This window comes from Marinobacter lipolyticus, assembly GCF_018424605.1.
In the GTDB taxonomy this organism is placed as follows: Bacteria; Pseudomonadota; Gammaproteobacteria; order Pseudomonadales; family Oleiphilaceae; genus Marinobacter; species Marinobacter lipolyticus_B.
This window is the reverse complement of the sequence record NZ_QTKT01000003.1, coordinates 187517-206891: the sequence shown is the minus strand read 5'-3', so window position 1 is coordinate 206891 and position 19375 is coordinate 187517. Positions and strand designations below refer to the sequence as shown.

The following is a 19375-nucleotide window of genomic DNA, read 5'->3' as shown; positions in this document are numbered from 1 at the left end:
TACCGTAACCTGACAGAGGCTCCTTCGTGGAGCCTCTGCTGGTTCAGGGCCACAGCAAACCAACGCAGAGAGCACAGAGAGCACCATGGACTACGTCACCGATACCATTGCCGCCATTGCTACGGCGCCCGGTCAGGCCGGTGTCGGGATCGTGCGGGTCTCCGGCCCCGGTGCGCGGGACATTGCCTGCGCCATGCTGGGCTACCAGCCCAGGCCACGTTATGCCCATTACGGTCCCTTCTACGATCAGCAGCGGCAGCTTATCGACGAAGGCATAGGGCTGTTCTTTCCCAACCCCCATTCGTTTACCGGTGAGGATGTGTTCGAGCTTCAGGGCCATGGCGGTACCGTGATTCTCGACCTGCTGCTGCGCCAGGTCTGTGAGCTGGGCGCCCGGCTGGCCCGCCCCGGGGAGTTTTCCGAACGGGCGTTTCTCAATGACAAACTGGATCTGACCCAGGCCGAAGCCATCGCCGATCTGATCGAGAGCAGTTCCGAGCAGGCGGCGCGCTGCGCGGTGCGCTCCATGCAGGGGGTATTCTCCCGCCGCATTGAGGCTCTAGTGGAAGCGGTTACCCACCTGCGCATCTACGTGGAAGCGGCCATCGATTTTCCGGAAGAAGAGATCGATTTTCTGGCCGACGGCAAGGTGGCCTCGGATCTTCAGCAGTTGATCAACGAGCTCAATGGCATCCTCGCCGAAGCGCAGCAGGGCACCATTCTGCGCGACGGCATGAAGGTGGTGATTGCCGGGCGGCCGAACGCTGGCAAATCCAGCCTGCTCAATGCGCTGGCCGGCCGCGAAGCGGCGATTGTGACCGCCATCGAGGGAACCACCCGCGACGTGCTGCGGGAACACATCCACATCGACGGCATGCCCTTGCACATCATCGATACCGCGGGGTTGCGGGACAGCCCCGACGAGGTGGAGCAGATCGGCATTGCCCGTGCCTGGGACGAGATTCGCCAGGCCGATCGCATTCTGCTGATGGTGGACGCCACCACCACCACGGAAACCGCCCCCCACGATATCTGGCCTGACTTTATTGACCAGCTACCGGCGTCGGCCCCGGTCACGGTGATCCGCAACAAGGTGGACCTCAGCGGTGAAACCGCAGGCTTCCAGGAGACCGCAGACGGGACCGCGCCGGTGGTCCGTCTGGCGGCCAAGTCCGCCGCAGGGCTTGAAACCCTGCGCGACCATCTGAAGCAGTGCATGGGTTTCGCGGCCACCACCGAGGGCGGCTTTCTTGCCCGCCGCCGTCACCTGGATGCGCTGGAGCGGGCCCGCGCCGCCATGCTGCAGGGCCAGGGCCAGCTCGATGGCTTTGGCGCCGGCGAGTTGCTGGCCGAGGATCTGCGCGCGGCCCAGGACGCACTGGGCGAAATTACCGGGGTGATGACCCCGGACGACCTGCTGGGGAAAATCTTCAGCAGTTTCTGCATCGGAAAATAAAGGACACCACCATGGCCAACCTGTTTCGACCTGCCCTGCTCCTGCTCGTGAGCCTTCTCGTCCTGTCCGGCTGCAGTACGGTGTACTACAGCACCATGGAAAAACTGGGGTTTGAAAAGCGCGAGATCCTGGTGGATCGAGTGGAGGACACCCGGGACGCTCAGAGCGACGCCCAGGAAACCTTCCGCTCATCATTGGAGCGTTTTCAGAACGCGGTCGACACTCCGGACACCGAGCTCAAGGCCAAGTACGACGACCTCAGTGACGCCTATGACGACAGCGTGGCCGCCGCGGACAAGGTGCGCGACCGTATCGACGGTGTCGAGGACGTCTCGGAAGCGCTGTTCGAGGAATGGGAAGACGAACTCGACCGCTACGAGAGTGCATCGCTGCGGCGCAGCAGTGAGCAGCAGCTGAAGGACACCCGGCAGCAGTACCAGCAGCTCATCACCCGCATGCACGAGGCGGAATCACGGATGGACCCGGTGCTGCAGGCCTTCGAGGATCAGGTGCTGTACCTCAAGCACAACCTCAATGCCCAGGCTATCGGTGCACTGGAGAGCGAGCTGGGACGCATCAGCGGGGATGTGGACGCGCTGATCCGCAACATGGAGGCGTCGATCGCTGAATCGGAACGCTTTATCCAGAGATTCCGCGACCAGTAACACCCTGGGCGTAGCCCGGCGCCATGCCGCAGATACAAAAAAAGGAGCCGTGAGGCTCCTTTTTCAGGTCGGTACCGCTGCGATTCAGGCGGTGAAGCTCATATCCTCGGCATCCAGCTGCATCAGGTTTTTGCTCGGGCTCAGCATACTGGTGGCGTGGGCCTGGGCGCGAGGCAGCAGACGCTCGTAGTAGAACTCGGCGGTGGCCAGTTTGGCCTGGTAGAATTCCGCGGAGTCGTCGCCGCCGTTGTCCAGCTTGTCCGCCGCTACCGCCGCCTGCCGTGCCCAGATGTAGGCCATCGACACATACCCGCTGTACATCAGGAAATCGTGGGCGGCGGAACTGACCACATCACGATCCTTGCGCGCCGACAGCATGACCCGCACGGTCAGCAGGTTCCACTGCGCGGTGAGCTTCAGCAACTCCACGGCAAAGGGCCGCAACCGTTTGTCGGTCAGGTGTTTGCGGGCGAAGTTGGCCAGAATCAGGGTGAACTCGCGTACGGCCCCGCCCTGGGTCATCAGCAGTACCTTGCGGCCCAGCAGATCCAGCGCCTGAATACCGGTAGTGCCCTCGTACAGGGTGGCAATACGGGTGTCGCGGGCGATCTGCTCCATACCGTGTTCACGGATGTAGCCGTGACCGCCGAACACCTGCATGCCCAGGCTGGCCGCTTCGTTACCCAGCTCGGTCAGGAAGCCCTTGAGAATCGGCGTCAGGAACCCGAGTTTGTCGTCGTAGGCTTCCGCTTTGCGGTCGTTGCCCTCGGTATGGGCCTCGACCATGTGGTCGGCCACCCGCGCGGCGTAATACAGCATGCCGCGGCCGCCCTCGGCGATGGCTTTCTGGGTCAGCAGCATGCGCCGGACGTCGGCGTGGTGGATCAGCGCGTCGGCAACCTGCTCCGGGTCCTTCTTGCCCGACAGCGCGCGCATGGAGCGCCGTTCCCTGGCGTAGTCCAGTGCCCACTGGTACGACAGCTCCGCCGGGCCAACACCCTGGATGGCGGTGCCGATACGGGCGGTGTTCATAAAGGTGAACATGCAGTTGAGGCCTTCGTTCTCGGGCCCGATCAGGAAACCGCGGGCGTCATCAAAGTTCATCACGCAGGTGGCGGACGCCTTGATGCCCATTTTCTTCTCCAGGCTGCCGCAGCTCACGCCGTTGCGCTCGCCCACCCCGCCGTTGCCGTCCGGCAGGAACTTGGGAACGATGAACAGGCTGATGCCTTTGGTGCCCTTGGGGGCGTCCGGCAACCGGGCCAGCACGATGTGCACAATGTTCTCGGTGAGATCATGGTCACCGGAGGAGATGAAGATCTTGGTGCCGGTCAGTTTGTAGCTGCCGTCGGCCTGGGGTTCGGCTTTGGTTTTCACCTGGCCCAGGTCGGTACCGCACTGGGGCTCGGTCAGGCACATGGTGCCGCCCCAGCGGCCCTCGGTCAGGGGCACCAGGTAGGTCTGTTTCTGGTCCTCGGAACCGTGCAGGAAAATGGTGTTCATGGCGCCGAGCGACAGCCCGGGGTACATGGAGAACGGCCAGTTGGCGGTGCCCATCATTTCCTGCTTCAGCAGGCCCATGGAGGCGGGCAGGCCCTGACCACCGTATTCCTCCGGTGCGGACAGCCCCTGCCAGCCACCCATGGCATACTGCTGGTAGGCGTCCTTATAGCCTTTCGGGGTGGTCACCTCGCCGTTCTCCAGTTTGCAGCCTTCTTCATCGCCCGGTTGGTACAGCGGGCTCAGCACTTCCTCGCAGAACTTGCCGCATTCGCTGAGAATCGCGTCCACGATGTCGGGGGTGGCGTTTTCACCGCTTTTCAGGCCGGCGTAATGGCCGGGGTAATCAAACACTTCGTTGAGCAGGAACTTCATATCGCGCAGGGGCGCCTTGTAAACCGGCATAACAGTACCTCAGTGCTGATGGCAAATCGGGAGGAAGGGGCCAGCCCTTCCGATGGCAAGAGTTTTACGGCATTCAACAGGCCGTTCCATTGACGAAAACCGCCTGCCGGGCTGTCAGAAAAGACAATTGGCTGAAATGACGGTAATGGGCGTGGCTGCCCTCAGGAGCTGATCGAAACCGGCCGGTGGCCCGTATTAACCAGCACTGTGACCGCAAATTCATCTGCTCTGAAGAGTGTAAAAGTCATGCAAATACCTTCATCACCGAGAAAACTGGCTGGCCCAAAATCACTGGCGTGGTTATGGTTGTCGCTACTATTGCTCAGTGGCTGTGCCGGACCGTCGCTGGAGGATTACAGCGACCGCGAGCCCAAGCTGGTACCTGAACGGTTTTTCCAGGGCGAACTTTCCGCCCGCGGCGTGGTCAAGGACTTTTCCGGCGAGGTCATCCGCACCTTTGATGCGGACATCATTGCCAGCTGGGATGCCGACGGCGTGGGCACCCTGGACGAGGAGTTCCGCTTCGACGACGGCGAGGTGCAGACCCGGGTCTGGACCCTGACGCCGGCCGAGGAGGGCTACCACGCCGATGCCGGCGACGTGGTGGAACCCGGCACCATGCGGTGGCAGGGCAACGCCATCCATATGAACTATGTATTACGGGTGTCATACGGTGATGGCACCATCGACGTCCGCATGGACGACTGGATGTATCTGATCACGCCAGACACGCTTATCAATCAGACCACCATGAGCAAATGGGGCATTGATGTCGGGGAAGTGGTGCTGGTCATTTCCAAAAACAGCAAAGACTGAATCGAGAGATGTATGCTGAAGCAAAGTTTGATCGCACTGGTACTGGTGGCCTTCGCTGTGGTTGGTGTCCTGGCCTTCCAGTATCTGGACCGGGGCTCGGAGGGTGCCGAACAGCGGGCGCGCCCGCCGGCGGTGGTTAACGCGGTCAAACCGACCCGTGAGGTGGTGCGTGATCGGGTCAATGCGGTCGGCAGCCTGCAAGCGCTGAATGCGGTGGAACTGACCACCGAAGTCAGCGGCCGGGTGGTGGAGCTGAATCTGCGCAGCGGCGAGAGGGTGCGCGAGGGCGACCTCCTGTTGCGGCTGGACGATCGCCAGGCCCGGGCTGACCTGCGCGTGGCCGAAGCGGAGGTCGCCGATGCGCGCCGGCAGGTGGAGCGGGCCCAGAGCCTGCGCTCCAACAACAGCATTTCCCAGGCCCAGGTGGATCAGCTGCGCACCACGCTGGAGGTGGCCGAGGCCCAATTGGCGGCTGCCCGAACCCGTCTCGACAATCACCGCATCACCGCGCCCTTCACCGGCGCGGTGGGCCTTAGCGACATCAGCCTGGGTGCCTACCTGAGCGCCGGTACCGCCGTGGCCACACTGGATTCCACCGAGCGCATGGAGCTGGGGTTTTCGGTGCCTGAGCGTTTCCTGGGCCAGATCACCCTGGGGCAACGGGTGCAGGGCTCCTCCCCGGCCTATCCCGGGGAAGGTTTCCATGGCGAACTGGTGGAACTGGGCACCCGCATCAACGAGCTCAGCCGTACCCTGCCGGTGCGGGCGCTGATCGACAATCCGGACGGCAAACTGCGCCCCGGCCAGTTCATGGCGGCGAACCTGACCCTGCGCGAACGCGAGGCGCTGGTGATTCCGGAGCAGGCCGTGCTGCTGCGCGGCGCCGACAAGTACGTGTTCATCGCCGAAGACGGCAAGGCCCGGCGAGTGTCCGTCACCCTCGGTTCCCGCACGCCGGGGCTGGTGGAAGTGGCCGAGGGTCTCAGTGTGGACGATCCGGTAATCATAACCGGCCAGGACCGGCTCAGCAGTGGTGACCGCATCAACGTGGTGGAGGACGACAAGGCGATTCCCGATAACCGCTTTGCCACGTCGCTGGAGTCGTAACCGATGATCCTGTCCGACGTTTCCATCAAGCGCCCGGTCTTTGCCACTGTTCTCAGCCTGTTGATCCTGGTGTTCGGTCTGGCCGCCCTGTTCGGTCTGCCGGTGCGGGAATACCCCGACATCGACCCGCCGGTGGTGTCGATTTCCACCGATTACATCGGGGCGGCGGCGGAAGTGGTCGACACCCAGATCACCCAGGTGATCGAGGGCGCGATCAGCGGCATCGAGGGCATCCGTTCTATTGAATCCTCCACCGAACAGGGGGAATCCCGCACCAGTATCGAATTCAATACCTCGCGCAATGTGGATATCGCCGCCAACGATGTCCGCGATGCGGTGTCACGCATCAGCAATGAATTGCCGGAAGAAGCCGATCCGCCGGTGGTGAGCAAGGCCGATTCCGATGCCCGCCCGATGATGTGGGTCACCCTGCGCAGCGATGTCTGGGACAGCGCCGAACTGAGTGATTTTGCCGATCGCGTACTGGCGGACCGGTTGTCGGTACTCGATGGCGTTGCCGATGTGCGTATCGGTGGCGAGCGGCGTTACGCCATCCGCGTATGGCTGGATCGGGAACGCCTGGCGGCCCGTGATATCACTGTGGCGGAAGTGGAGCGGGCCCTCCGCGCCAACAACGTGGAACTGCCAGCCGGCTCGGTGGAGTCCGCCACCCGCGACTTCACGGTACGCGCAGAGGGGCGGCTATCCAATGTTGAGGAATTCCGCGAGCTGGTGATTCGTCGCGATGGCAACGACCTGCTGCGCCTTGGCGAGGTGGCCAATGTGCAGATGGGCGTGGAATCGGACACCAGCCGCCTGCGTGCCAACGGCCTGACTGCCATCGGCATGGGCATTATCCGCCAGTCGAAATCGAACACCGTGGAAGTGTCGGATCTGGTCACCGCGGAACTGGAGAAGATTCGCCAAACCCTGCCGCCGGAAGTCACCATTGCCTCTAACTACGACGAGTCGATCTTTATCCGTGCCTCCATCAAGGAGGTGATGATCACCCTGGCCATCGCCGTGTCCCTGGTTATTCTGGTGATCTTCGTGTTCCTGCGCTCCTGGCGGGCCACGCTGATTCCGGCGGTGACCATCCCGGTGGCGGTCATTGGCGCCTTCATTGGTCTGGGCGCGCTGGGCTTTTCCATCAATGTGCTGACCCTGCTGGCGGTGATTCTGGCCATCGGTCTGGTGGTGGATGACGCCATCGTCATGCTGGAAAACATTCAGCGCCGCATCGATGACGGCGAACCGCCATTGCTGGCGTCCTACCGGGGCGCCAAACAGGTGGCGTTTGCGGTCATCGCCACCACGTTCACGCTGGTGGCGGTGTTCGTGCCCATTTCCTTCATGGGCGGCAACATCGGGCGGCTGTTTGCTGAATTCGGCTTTACCCTGGCGGCAGCGGTGGTGGTGTCCAGCCTGGTGGCGCTGACACTGGCTCCGATGCTGTGTTCCAAGTGGCTTAAACACAGCCCGGAAACCGCAGAGGGTCACCGCATCTGGACCTTCATCGAAAACGGCCTGAATGGCCTGACCCGGGGCTACGAGCGCATGTTGCGGTTCTCCCTGCGCCAGCCGGGCCTGCTGATCGGTCTGGGCCTGGTGGGTATGGTGCTGATTGCGGTGGTGTTTCCGAAACTGCCCCAGGAACTGGCGCCCATTGAGGACCGCGGGGTGATTATCATGCCGGTCAGCGCGCCGCGGGGGTCCACGGTGGAGTACACCGATCATCACGTTCGCAAGGCGGAGGAGAAGCTGATTCCCTACCTTGATAACGGCACCGCCGACCGTCTGCTGTCCATCGTCGGCTTCCGCAACGAGGCCGACAACGCCTTCATGATCATGGGCCTTGGGCCCTGGGAAGAGCGCGACATCAAGCAGCAGCAGGTCACCAGCGAGCTGCGAGGCAAGCTGTCGTCGATTCCGGGCATCCGCGCGGTGGCGGTGAATCCGCCGGGCCTGGGTCAGCGCGGCTTCAACCAGCCGGTAGAGATTGTGGTGGGCGGTCCGGATTACGAATCGGTCCAGGCCTGGAGCGAGGAGCTGCTGGAACGGGCCAAGGAAAACCCCAACTTGCTGAACCTCGAGACCGACTTTGAGCTGACCCGGCCGGAGCTGCGGGTAAATATCGACCGTGAACGGGCGGCGGACCTGGATGTCACCGTGGAGGACGTGGGCCTGACGCTGCAGACCATGCTGGCATCACGACAGGTAACCACCTACGTGGACCGGGGCCGCGAATACGACGTGATCGTCCAGGCGGCGGATGCCGACCGGGCGACACCCGAGGATCTGGGCCAGGTGTTCCTGCGCCCGCGGGCCGGTGGCGATCTGATCCCGTTGCAGGCGCTGGTGTCGGTCAGCGAAATCGGCGCCAATCCGGATTTGCGGCGGGTCGACCGGTTGCCTGCGGTGGTTATCAGTGGGTCACTGGCCGATGGCTACGACCTCGGCTCGGCGCTGACCTACCTCAACAACCTGGCGGTGGATAACCTGCCGCCGGAGGCCCGCATCAGTTACAAGGGCCTGAGTCGGGAATTCCAGGATTCTTCCGCCGCCATTTACCTCACCTTCGGCCTGGCCTTCGTGATCGTGTTCCTGGTCCTCGCCGCGCAGTTCGAGAGCTGGATCCACCCACTGATTATCATGCTGTCGGTACCGCTGGCGATCACCGGGGCGTTGTTTGCGCTGTACTGGTCGGGCATCAGCCTCAACATTTACAGTCAGATCGGCATCGTCATGCTGTTGGGGTTGATGGCCAAGAACGGCATTCTCATCGTGGAGTTCGCCAATCAGCTGCGGGACAAGGGGTATGAGGTTCGCGATGCGATTCTTGAAGGGGCCATCCTGCGCTTCCGCCCGGTACTGATGACCACCATCTCCACGGTGTTCGGGGCGGTGCCGCTGGTCATTGCCACGGGCGCCGGCGCCGAGAGCCGGGCGTCCATAGGCGTGGTGATCCTCGGTGGCCTGGTGTTCGCCACCACGTTGACGCTGTTCATCATCCCGGTGCTGTATAACCTGCTGGCACGATTCGCCAAGTCCGCGAACGCGGTGGAACTGGAACTGGAGCGCCAGGCCGGCGGGTCCGCCGGTGGCCAGGGTTTTGCTGCCGCGCCCCAGAAGGGGGCGGACGATTTCTGAGCACCGGTTTTACAGGGTGGCCGGGAAGGTGAACTGGCCGTCAAACAGCTCGTCGGGATGCAGATCCACACACACCACTTGAGGGCCATGGTCGGTGTGGATCACCGTCGACAGAGTAACGGTGCGTTTGGCATCCGGTAACGCAACATAAGGGCGGGATACGCTGATGTGCTGCGGCCGGGACAGGGCATTCTGGAAATACTCGCGATGGGACCAGCAGGCACCGGCAGAGTGATACAGGGGATTGAAGCTGCCGCGCTGGATATCGGGGGTGGCGCGGGCGAGGTTGCCCTGCTGCACCCCCGCCTGGTTCAGTACGAAGCAGCGTTTCACACTGTCCAGTTCCAGCAAGCGGCCGCAGGCCCGGTCAAACGGTTCATCGCGAGCAAGCCGGTGACAGGCGTCCATCATTTCAAGGCGCAGCAGGCGGAGAAAACCCTCCTGGCGCTGAATATCCATCAGGCCCGATTCGCTGGTCTGCGCCATGGCCTTGCGCAGGGCCGCTTCCGCCTGCCGGGCGGTGTGTTCTCCGATCGCGCCTGGCCGAGCGAACAGGAACCCCTGCAGCAGATCCGCCTCGGTATCCAGCGCAATCCGCGCCTGGGACTCGTTTTCAACGCCTTCCAGCAGTACCAGGCTCCCGCTCTCGCGGATCATGCGCACCAGGCTTTCCAGCAGCATCCGCGCGCGGGCATGACTTTCCGCGTTCACCAGCAGACTGCGATCAAGTTTGACGATCAGCGGGTTCATTCGCCACAGCCGTTCGAAGTTGGAATCCCCGGTGCCGAAATCGTCGATGGCGATCTGGAAGCCGAAAGTTTTGGCCAGTTCCACAAATCCCAGCAACGCCTGGGGATCGTCGGAGGCGGTTTCCACCAGTTCCAGCACCAGCCGCTCCGGATGGATGCCGGAGCGGCGGCAGTGATGGGCCAGCCGTTCCAGTGACGCCTGTGGATGGATGCAGGTGTCCGGATTGATATTGACGAAAAGCCAGGCCGGGTGGGAGCCGGACCGGAAGTTATCCAGGTGCAGATGCAACAGGTAGCGGTCCAGCTCCGCACTTTGCTCACAGGCCCGGGCTTCGTTGAACACTGCCGGTGGGGCCAGCGGTTGGTCATCGCGGGAGGCGCGCACCAGTGCTTCGTAGCCCACCAGTTTCTGGTGGGTGGGGCTGAGGATGGGCTGATACACTGAGTTGAAGCGACAACTGGCAATAATATCCGGCACATTCGACGCCCGGTTGTGGCCGCGGCCAAACCGGGACAGGGGAACAACACGACTCATGGTCAGGAATCCTGTAAACGTTAAAGCCATCCTGGCCATTGGTGACAACTCTAAAACGCAGGTATAAAGACGCTGTTGCCCAATCTGTTGCGAGATTCGTGCCAAAAGACGAAGATACGTCGCCAGTGCGGGTAATTCGGCGACAACAAACAGCCAACACGCCCAAGCGAGCAAAACGGCGCGCCAAAACAGGGCGAATCAGCACATGGACGCACCAGGACAGGACCGTTTTATGACGTCACACAGCCAGTTCCGCCTGCTGGGCCAGCGGCGCTTCCTGCCGTTCTACCTCACCCAGTTTTCCGGCGCCTTCAACGACAACCTCTACAAGAATGCGCTGTTGCTGCTGGTGACCTACAGTGCCGGTGGGTTGCTGGGGTTCTCGGTGGATGTGGTGGTTAACTTTGCGGCGTTTCTCTTCATACTGCCGTTTTTCCTGTTCTCGGGAATGGCCGGCCAACTGGCGGACAGCCTGGAGAAATCCCGCATCATCCGCGTGGTCAAACTGCTGGAAATCGGCATCATGACCACGGCGGCGGTGGGGCTGTGGTTCGGCTGGTACGAGCTGTTGCTGGTGTTGCTGTTTCTGATGGGCACGCAATCCACCTTCTTTGGCCCGGTAAAGTACGCGATCCTGCCGCAGGTACTGGCGGACGACGAACTGGTTGGCGGTAACGCACTGGTGGGCATGGGCACCTTCGTGGCCATTCTGCTGGGTACGATTGCCGCGGGGGTGCTGATGGGGTTTGAAACCGCGGCGCGGTTGACCGCCGTGGGCGTGGTGGTGATGGCGATCCTCGGTTATCTGGCCGCGCGCCAGGTACCGCCGACCGACAACCGCGGTGCCGCTGCGCTGGAACGGCTGCAGCCAGTGAAAGAAACCTGGCGGCTGTTAACCCTGGCCGCGGAGCAGCGCAGGGTATTGCTGGCGATACTGGCGATCTCCTGGTTCTGGTTCCTGGGCGCCGCCTACCTCACCCAGTTTCCCAATTTTGCCAAGACCAGTCTGCTGGGGGATGAAACGGTGGTGACCCTGCTGCTCGCCCTTTTCACCATCGGCATTTCCGTGGGCTCGATGCTTTGTGAAAAGCTCACCGGCCATCACATCACCCTGAAACTGGTGCCCTGGGGCGCCGCCGGGCTGTCACTGTTCGGGGTGGACCTGTACTTCGCCGTGCCTGCCACGCCGGTGGCCAGCACCTGGCTGACGCTGCTGTCCGATGCGGAGTATCTCAGGGTACTGCTGGATCTGCTGGGTATCGGAGTCTGCGGTGGTCTGTTTATTGTTCCCCTGTATGCGTTTATCCAGCATGAAACGCCGCGCTTCAAACGCGCCCGGATCATCGCCGCCCTCAACGTGATGAACGCCTTGTTCATGGTTGTCAGTGCCCTGACCGGGATCGTGGTGCTGGGGGTTCTGGGTGTCGGCATCCCCGGATTCCTGCTGCTGTTGTCCCTCGTCAATCTGATCGTGGTAGCGCTGGTGTGGCGGCTGTCCCGCCACACGACCGCCCGTTCTTGTGGATAAAGGGTTGAATAAGCTTCGAACAAGCGTTGGATTGTTTATATCGTTTGCAGAAATAACAAAGAGTTAGGTGATGTATAAGGCTGTTTAACAAGTGTTCGGGCATGTGGATAACTTTCTTGAAAACTTTTCTCAGGACAACTATCCAAGCTGCTGAAAATCTGAGCATTTCGGAATCCACTTATGCGTCAGGTTCTCAATGCGCCCCGATCTGGTTAAAATTTGCACATTCCCACTGCATTTTGCCAGGCAAGGCGTTATACTCGCCGCCCTGTTTCAATACCTTCATTTCAGCCCGAATTCCGAGGTGAACCGTGGATTTTCCGACCCGTTTCGATGTCATTGTCATTGGTGGTGGCCATGCCGGTACCGAAGCCGCTTTGGCGGCGGCGCGTATGGGTTCGCAGACCCTGCTGCTGACCCACAACATCGAAACCCTGGGCCAGATGTCCTGCAACCCGGCCATTGGCGGCATCGGCAAAAGCCATCTGGTCAAAGAAATCGACGCGCTGGGCGGCGCCATGGCCGAGGCCACCGACCGTGCCGGTATCCAGTTCCGCGTGCTCAACAGTCGCAAGGGTCCGGCGGTGCGTGCCACCCGTGCCCAGGCCGACCGCGTGCTGTACAAGGCGGCCATTCGCCATACTCTGGAGAACCAGCCCAACCTGACCCTGTTCCAGCAGGCGGCGGACGATCTGATTGTGGAAAACGAGCAGGTCACCGGGGTGGTGACCCAGACCGGCATCCGCTTTAACGCCAAAACCGTGGTGTTGACCACCGGAACCTTCCTGGGTGGCGTTATCCACATCGGTATGGAGCACCACTCCGGCGGCCGCGCCGGCGACGCACCGGCCAACGCCCTGGCCAAACGGTTGCGGGAACTGCCCTTCAACGTGGGTCGGCTGAAAACCGGCACACCGCCGCGTATTGATGCCCGCTCGGTGGACTTTTCGGTGATGCAGCAACAGTGGGGCGACGACCCCACGCCGGTGATGTCCTTTATCGGCAGCCGCGACCAGCACCCCGAGCAGATGTGCTGTTACGTCACCCGCACCACGGAAGAAACCCACGACATCATCCGCAGCGGTTTTGACCGTTCGCCGATGTTCGCCGGTAATATCGAAGGCATTGGGCCGCGTTACTGCCCGTCGATCGAAGACAAGGTCAACCGTTTCGCCGACAAGGACTCCCACCAGATTTTTGTGGAGCCCGAAGGCCTGACTACCCACGAGCTCTACCCCAACGGCATCTCCACCAGCCTGCCGTTCGATATCCAACTGGCGGCGGTGCGCTCGATTCCCGGATTCGAGAACGCCCACATCACGCGGCCGGGCTACGCCATTGAGTATGACTTCCTGAACCCCCAGGATCTGCGCCATACGCTGGAAACCAAGTTTATCCAGGGCCTGTACTTTGCCGGCCAGATCAACGGCACCACCGGCTACGAAGAAGCCGGCGCCCAGGGTCTGCTGGCGGGCATCAACGCCGCCCTGAAGGCCCAGGAAAAAGACGAATGGTACCCGCGCCGCGACGAGGCCTACCTCGGCGTGCTGGTGGATGACCTGATCACCATGGGCACCTCCGAGCCCTACCGCATGTTCACCAGTCGCGCCGAATACCGGCTGATCCTGCGGGAAGACAACGCCGACCTGCGCCTGACCGAAACCGGTCGCAAACTGGGCCTGGTAAACGACGACCGCTGGCAGAAGTTCAACGACAAGCGCGAGGCCATTGCCAGCGAGCGCAGCCGCCTGGAATCCACCCGCATTCACCCCAACACCGACGCCGGTGAGCGGGCCAACGGCTTTCTCAAGCAGCCGCTGACCCGCGACCAGTCGCTGGCGGAACTGCTGCGCCGGCCGGAAATCGGTTACACCCACATCGCCGACATTGGCGCCGCGAAAGCGGAGGACCCGGTGGTGGCGGATCAGGTGGAGATCGAGATCAAGTACGAGGGTTACATTTCCCGTCAGACCGACGAGATCGAGCGCCTGCGTCGCAACGAACACACCGCATTGCCGGTGGATCTGGATTACGACGCCATTGGCGGCCTGTCCAACGAGATCAAGCAGAAGCTCAAAACGGTACGCCCGGAAACCGTGGCCCAGGCCTCCCGCATTCAGGGCGTCACTCCGGCGGCGGTGTCGCAGCTGCTGGTGCACCTGAAGAAGCGCGACCTGCTGCGCAAACAGACGGCCTGATTGCCGACCATGAGCGACGCACTCTGGCAACGCCAGCTTGAAACCGGACTGGCGGAAATGGGCATTGAGCTGGACCAGAGCCAGCAGCGCCAGCTGCTGGCGTTTCTGGCTCTGCTCAATAAATGGAACCGCGCCTACAACCTCACCGCCGTGCGGGACCCCCACCACATGGTGTCGCGACAATTGCTGGACAGCCTCAGCATCCTGCCGTTCGTGACCACCGATCACCTGCTGGATGTGGGCGCCGGCGGCGGACTGCCCGGCATTCCCCTGGCCATCGTATTTCCGGACAAACGATTTACGCTGCTGGACAGCAACAGCAAGAAAACCCGCTTCCTGACCCAGTGTGTGCTGGAGCTGGGGCTGGGCAACGTGGAGGTGATCCACGGCCGCGCCGAAAGCTGTGATCCGCAAAGCCGCTATCGTCAGATCAGCAGCCGTGCCTTTACCGCACTGGATAACCTGGTGAGCTGGTGCGGACATTTGCTGGCAAATGACGGCGAGTTCCTTGCCATGAAAGGCCAGTTTCCGGATGATGAAGTGGCTGCTCTTCCAGCCGGGTGGCAGGTAAAATCCCGTCATTCGTTGCTGGTGCCGGGGTCCGATGGCGAGCGGCACCTGCTGACCATCGACCGGACAGCCCAACCCCAGTGATCAAAGGAGGCAAGACATGGCGCGCGTGATTGCAGTGACCAATCAGAAAGGCGGTGTGGGAAAAACCACCACCTGCGTCAATCTTTCTGCCTCCCTGGCGGCCACCAAACGCCGTGTACTGCTGGTGGACATGGACCCCCAGGGCAACGCCACCATGGGCAGCGGCGTGGACAAAAACGCCCTCGAACTGTCCGGTTACGACATGCTGACCAAGCGGGCGGCGGCCGCGGACGTGATCATTGCCGCCGAAGCCTCGGGCTTTGACCTGATGCCGTCCAACGGTGACCTGACGGCCGCGGAAGTGGAGCTGATGAATGAAATCGGCCGCGAACACCGGCTGCGTCTCGCCCTGAATACCGTTCGCGACAACTACGATTACATCCTGATCGACTGCCCGCCCTCGTTGAGCCTGCTGACGGTCAACGCCCTGTCGGCGGCGGATACCGTGCTGATCCCCATGCAGTGCGAATACTACGCCCTGGAGGGGCTGGCGGCGCTGATGAACACCGTGGAGCAGATCCAGGAAACGGTCAATCCGAATCTGCAGGTGGAAGGCATCCTGCGCACCATGTACGACCCCCGCAACAGCCTGACCCTGGATGTGTCCGGTCAGCTCAGCGAATACTTCGGTGACAAGGTCTACAAGGCGGTGATTCCCCGCAATGTACGCCTGGCGGAGGCCCCGAGCTACGGCATGCCGGCCCTGAAATACGATCGCGTTTCCAAGGGCGCGGTGGCCTACCTGGCCCTCGCCGGAGAAATGGTTCGCCGCCATGGCGCGCAAAAGACATCCACGGCGGTTGCCGTGTAAACTACCCCACCTTTGCACACTGATTTTCACCGGGAAGAATGACAAATACCATGGCGGCGAAGAAACGAGGACTGGGTGAACGCGGGCTGGGCGCGCTGTTGCAGGGCTCCAGGGTCAATCTGGATCAGGAGCTGAAAGACCACGACGGCGAATTGCGGGACGTGCCGGTGGATCTGATCCAGCGCGGCCGCTTTCAGCCCCGCCGCGATATGGACCCGGCTGCGCTGCAGGAGCTGGCGGACTCCATTCGCCAACAGGGCGTGATGCAACCGGTGGTGGTGCGCCCCATCGCCGAAGGCCGCTACGAGCTGATCGCCGGTGAACGCCGCTGGCGCGCCACCCAGATGGCCGAGCTGGACCGTATTCCGGCCATCGTGCGCGATGTGCCCGATGAGGCCGCCATTGCCATGGCCTTGATCGAAAACATCCAGCGCGAGAACCTCAATCCGATCGAAGAAGCCTTTGCCCTGCAACGGTTGCAGGACGAATTCGGGCTCACCCAGGCCCAGGTGGCGGAAGCGGTGGGCAAGAGCCGCACCACCATCACCAACCTGCTGCGTCTGATCGGCCTGACCGAAGACGTGCGGCTGATGCTGGAGCACGGCGACCTGGAAATGGGCCATGGCCGTGCCATGCTGACCCTGCCGCCGGAGCAGCAGATGCAGGTGGCGCGTCAGGTGGTGGCAAAATCCCTGTCGGTGCGCCAGACCGAGGCGCTGGTTCGCCGCATCCAGCAGGAAACGCCGGATCGCAAGAAGCCATCCGGTCAGGTGGATCCCAACATCCGTGCCCTGCAGGACGACCTGGCGGAACGTCTCGGAGCGCGGGTATCCATCGCCCATGGTCAGCGCGGCAAGGGCAAACTGGTGATCGAATACAGTTCGCTGGATGAGCTTGACGGGATTTTGGGCCATATCCGTTAAGGAATGTGACAATTCGTCCGCGCGGTGGTTTTAAGCCTGAAACCACCACATGTCGTGACGGTGTTGGTTAGAGAACACAACTTGTGTGAAAGTTGTGTGATTCCAAAGAATTTCTGGTTATTTTTCCACCAAATTTTCGCGCCGGTTCTGTTGAACCCCCATCGGTTAACACATATAATTTCGCGCGCTTGGAATGACAGCAGGTGGTATGAGTATTAAGCGTTCACAAATCACCCGCCTGCCTCTGGCCCGTTGGTTGGCCATAGAGTTTTCAGCGATCGTCATTCTGAGTCTGTTGTGGACCATTGAAAGTCGTTTGGCCGGGTGTTCCGCTTTTGTTGGCGGTCTTATATTTGTCATACCAAACGCGTACTTTGCTCACCGGATGTACCGGTACCAGGGCGCCAGAAACGCGCGCCTGATGGTGGGCAACATGTTCAGGGCGGAAAGCATCAAGATCGCCCTTACCGCAGTGTTCTTTGCGGCCGTTTTCATCTTAATGGAGCCAGTACACGTACCGGCTCTGTTATTCACTTTTGCTGTGATGGTTGTGATGAGTGCAGTGTTGCGCTTCCTCATCCGGCCGCAACCACGGCGATGACTGGACGAGAGCAGTATGGCAGCTGATACCCCAGTAGAGTATATAAAGCACCACCTACAGAACCTCACCTACGGAAAACTCCCGGAAGGCTATGAGCGCGCTGACGGTACCCTGGTCGACGAAGCCACCTGGACGTTCGCACGAACCGCCCAGGAAGCTTCGGACATGGGCTTTATGGCTTTCCACGTTGATACCCTGGGCTGGTCCCTGTTCATGGGTATTCTCTTTCTTGGCCTGTTCCGCTTCGCGGCCAAGCGGGCCACCACCGGTGTTCCCACCGGTCTGCAGAACGTTGTGGAGATGACCGTCGAGTTCATCCAGGGCGTGGTCAGAGACGGCTTCCACGCGCGCAATCCGCTGATTGCCCCGCTGGCCCTGACCATCTTCGTGTGGATCCTGCTGATGAACTGTCTGAAGCTGATCCCGGTCGACTACATCCCCTCCATCGCCCACGCGCTGGGTCTGGAGTACTTCAAGATTGTTCCCACCACCGATCCCAACGGTACCTTCGGTATTTCCATCGGTGTGTTCCTGCTAATCATCTTCTACAGCCTGAAGGTGAAGGGCATTGGCGGTTTCACCAAAGAGCTGTCCATGCAGCCGTTCAACCACTGGTCGCTGATTCCGTTCAACCTGTTCCTGGAAATCCTGGTGCTCATCGTCAAGCCGATCAGTCTCGCACTGCGTCTGTTCGGCAACATGTACGCCGGTGAAGTCGTCTTTATCCTGATTGCACTGCTGCCGCTGTGGATCCAGTGGACGCTGAACGTGCCCTGGGCCATCTTCCACATCCTGGTGGTGGTACTGCAGGCCTTTATCTTTACAACGCTGACTGTGGTATACCTCAGCGCGGCGCACGAAGATCACTGATTAAACGCTTTAAAACACAAACCCTTAACTATCTGAGAAAACTGAGGAGTCTTCAATGGAAATGGTATTTATTGCAGCATCGATCATCATTGGTCTGGGCGCTCTGGCAACTGGCATCGGCTTCGGCCTGCTGGGTGGCAAGCTGCTCGAGTCCACTGCCCGTCAGCCGGAAATGGCTAACCAGCTGCAAACCAAGACATTCATCATGGCCGGTCTGCTGGACGCGGTTCCCATGATCGGCGTTGGTATCGCGATGTACCTGATCTTCGTTGTAGCTGGTTAATTCAGCCGAAAGAGTCGGGCACCGCTTCACACAACTGAGGTGGCGCCCGGTTTTACGGATACCAGGACGCAACGAATAGCAAGAGGTACATTGCCGTGAATATAAACCTTACGTTGATAGGGCAATCGATTGCCTTCGCTATTTTCGTCTGGTTCTGCGTCAAGTATGTATGGCCGCCGATCACGGCTGCCATGGAAGCGCGCCAGAAGAAAATTGCCGACGGCCTCTCTGCCGCAGATCGCGCGTCACGCGATCTCGAACTTGCGCAGGAAAAAGCCTCCAAGGAACTGCACAAGGCGAAAGAAGACGCTGCAGCCCTGATTGACCAGGCCAACAAGCGTGCCGCCCAGATTGTCGAGGCGTCCAAAGACGATGCCCGCAAGGAAGGCGAGCGGCTTATTGAGCAGGCCAGGGCGGAAATTCAACAGGAGCGTGTTCAGGCTCGCGACGCACTGAGAGCAGAAGTGGCAGCACTTGCCGTTGCCGGTGCCGAGAAGATTCTGGAAACCTCTGTAGATGCCAAAGCTCACAGCGAGATGCTGGAAAAGCTGGCCGCAGAACTCTAAAAGAGGGTCATCATGGCAGAACTGACTACGTTAGCCCGACCCTACGCGAAGGCCGTTTTTGCTGCCGCGCAAGACCAGAATGCCGTTGATCAGTGGGATCAGGCGCTGGCTTTCGCAGCTCAGGTGGCGGCTGACCAAGAGGTAAAGAACATCCTGGCCAATCCCGGCCTGTCTGAGCAACGCAAGGCGGAACTCTTCGCAGACTGTTTCGAAGAGCCGCTGCCTGAAGCACTCAGAAATTTCCTGTTGATTCTCGCTGAAAGCAAGCGTCTGGCTCTGTTGCCGGAAGTTTCAGCCCTGTTCAGCCTGTACCGTGCCGATCTTGAGCGTACGGTGAACCTGAAGGTGAGCACGGCCTACGAAATGACGGCCGAACAACAGCAGCAGTTGATCGACGCACTGTCCAAAAAGCTGGAGCGCAAGGTTTCCCTGGAAGCCGCGACAGATCAGTCCCTGATCGGCGGTGTAGTGGTTCACACGGGCGACCTGGTTATCGACGCTTCAGTCCGAGGCAAGCTGGCCAGAATGGCCAAGGCTCTGGGCTCCTGATTTCAGCAC

The 19375-nt window shown here is 61.0% G+C and carries 17 protein-coding genes; 15 read left to right on the top strand and 2 right to left on the bottom strand.

What is annotated here, in order from left to right:
- Positions 1-85: 85 nt before the first annotated feature.
- Positions 86-1456 (top strand): tRNA uridine-5-carboxymethylaminomethyl(34) synthesis GTPase MnmE, encoded by a 1371-nt coding sequence (mnmE, locus tag DYI22_RS05670; protein ID WP_213477068.1) that lies wholly within the window; start codon positions 86-88, stop codon positions 1454-1456.
- 11 nt (positions 1457-1467) lie between these two features.
- Positions 1468-2121, top strand: a complete 654-nt coding sequence (locus DYI22_RS05665) for a DUF2959 domain-containing protein (RefSeq protein ID WP_213477067.1) — start codon at positions 1468-1470, stop codon at positions 2119-2121.
- Between the two features lie 84 nt (positions 2122-2205).
- Here the strand turns inward: DYI22_RS05665 and DYI22_RS05660 are convergent, their stop codons facing one another.
- Entirely contained in the window at positions 2206-4026 is a 1821-nt protein-coding gene (locus tag DYI22_RS05660) for an acyl-CoA dehydrogenase C-terminal domain-containing protein (protein ID WP_213477066.1), read from the bottom strand.
- 246 nt (positions 4027-4272) lie between these two features.
- On the opposite strand from DYI22_RS05660, the gene DYI22_RS05655 reads away from it, so the two are divergent.
- The 3 genes from DYI22_RS05655 to DYI22_RS05645 are packed head-to-tail and all read left to right on the top strand — an operon-like array spanning position 4273 to position 9099.
- Positions 4273-4842 (top strand): DUF3833 domain-containing protein, encoded by a 570-nt coding sequence (locus DYI22_RS05655; RefSeq protein ID WP_213477065.1) that lies wholly within the window; start codon positions 4273-4275, stop codon positions 4840-4842.
- A gap of 12 nt (positions 4843-4854) precedes the next feature.
- Positions 4855-5949, top strand: coding sequence for an efflux RND transporter periplasmic adaptor subunit (locus DYI22_RS05650; protein WP_213477064.1), 1095 nt, complete (start codon positions 4855-4857; stop codon positions 5947-5949).
- 3 nt (positions 5950-5952) lie between these two features.
- Positions 5953-9099 carry an efflux RND transporter permease subunit gene (locus DYI22_RS05645; RefSeq protein ID WP_213477063.1) on the top strand — a complete coding sequence of 1049 codons (3147 nt, stop codon included), beginning with the start codon at positions 5953-5955 and terminating at the stop codon, positions 9097-9099.
- 9 nt (positions 9100-9108) lie between these two features.
- Here DYI22_RS05645 and DYI22_RS05640 read toward each other — a convergent pair whose 3' ends face one another.
- Positions 9109-10383, bottom strand: a complete 1275-nt coding sequence (locus DYI22_RS05640; RefSeq protein ID WP_228300829.1) for an EAL domain-containing protein — start codon at positions 10381-10383, stop codon at positions 9109-9111.
- 232 nt (positions 10384-10615) lie between these two features.
- On the opposite strand from DYI22_RS05640, the gene DYI22_RS05635 reads away from it, so the two are divergent.
- From DYI22_RS05635 to DYI22_RS05590, 10 genes are all read left to right on the top strand, one after another.
- Positions 10616-11911: an MFS transporter gene (locus DYI22_RS05635; protein WP_213477061.1), complete on the top strand. Its 1296-nt coding sequence runs from the start codon at positions 10616-10618 to the stop codon at positions 11909-11911.
- Positions 11912-12222: 311 nt separating this feature from the next.
- Positions 12223-14109, top strand: coding sequence for a tRNA uridine-5-carboxymethylaminomethyl(34) synthesis enzyme MnmG (mnmG, locus tag DYI22_RS05630; RefSeq protein ID WP_213477060.1), 1887 nt, complete (start codon positions 12223-12225; stop codon positions 14107-14109).
- A 9-nt stretch (positions 14110-14118) separates the two neighbouring features.
- Positions 14119-14763: a 16S rRNA (guanine(527)-N(7))-methyltransferase RsmG gene (gene rsmG / locus DYI22_RS05625; RefSeq protein WP_213477059.1), complete on the top strand. Its 645-nt coding sequence runs from the start codon at positions 14119-14121 to the stop codon at positions 14761-14763.
- 16 nt (positions 14764-14779) lie between these two features.
- Positions 14780-15574, top strand: a complete 795-nt coding sequence (locus DYI22_RS05620) for a ParA family protein (RefSeq protein ID WP_213477058.1) — start codon at positions 14780-14782, stop codon at positions 15572-15574.
- Between the two features lie 50 nt (positions 15575-15624).
- Positions 15625-16497 (top strand): ParB/RepB/Spo0J family partition protein, encoded by an 873-nt coding sequence (locus DYI22_RS05615; protein WP_213477057.1) that lies wholly within the window; start codon positions 15625-15627, stop codon positions 16495-16497.
- A 208-nt stretch (positions 16498-16705) separates the two neighbouring features.
- Positions 16706-17098 carry an ATP synthase subunit I gene (locus tag DYI22_RS05610; protein WP_213477056.1) on the top strand — a complete coding sequence of 131 codons (393 nt, stop codon included), beginning with the start codon at positions 16706-16708 and terminating at the stop codon, positions 17096-17098.
- Positions 17099-17113: 15 nt separating this feature from the next.
- Positions 17114-17968, top strand: coding sequence for a F0F1 ATP synthase subunit A (gene atpB / locus DYI22_RS05605; RefSeq protein ID WP_213477055.1), 855 nt, complete (start codon positions 17114-17116; stop codon positions 17966-17968).
- A gap of 55 nt (positions 17969-18023) precedes the next feature.
- Complete coding sequence (gene atpE / locus DYI22_RS05600; RefSeq protein WP_152205805.1) at positions 18024-18251, top strand: F0F1 ATP synthase subunit C; 228 nt, start codon at positions 18024-18026, stop codon at positions 18249-18251.
- A 95-nt stretch (positions 18252-18346) separates the two neighbouring features.
- Positions 18347-18817 carry a F0F1 ATP synthase subunit B gene (locus DYI22_RS05595; protein WP_213477054.1) on the top strand — a complete coding sequence of 157 codons (471 nt, stop codon included), beginning with the start codon at positions 18347-18349 and terminating at the stop codon, positions 18815-18817.
- Between the two features lie 12 nt (positions 18818-18829).
- Positions 18830-19366: a F0F1 ATP synthase subunit delta gene (locus DYI22_RS05590; protein ID WP_213477053.1), complete on the top strand. Its 537-nt coding sequence runs from the start codon at positions 18830-18832 to the stop codon at positions 19364-19366.
- Positions 19367-19375: the final 9 nt, after the last annotated feature.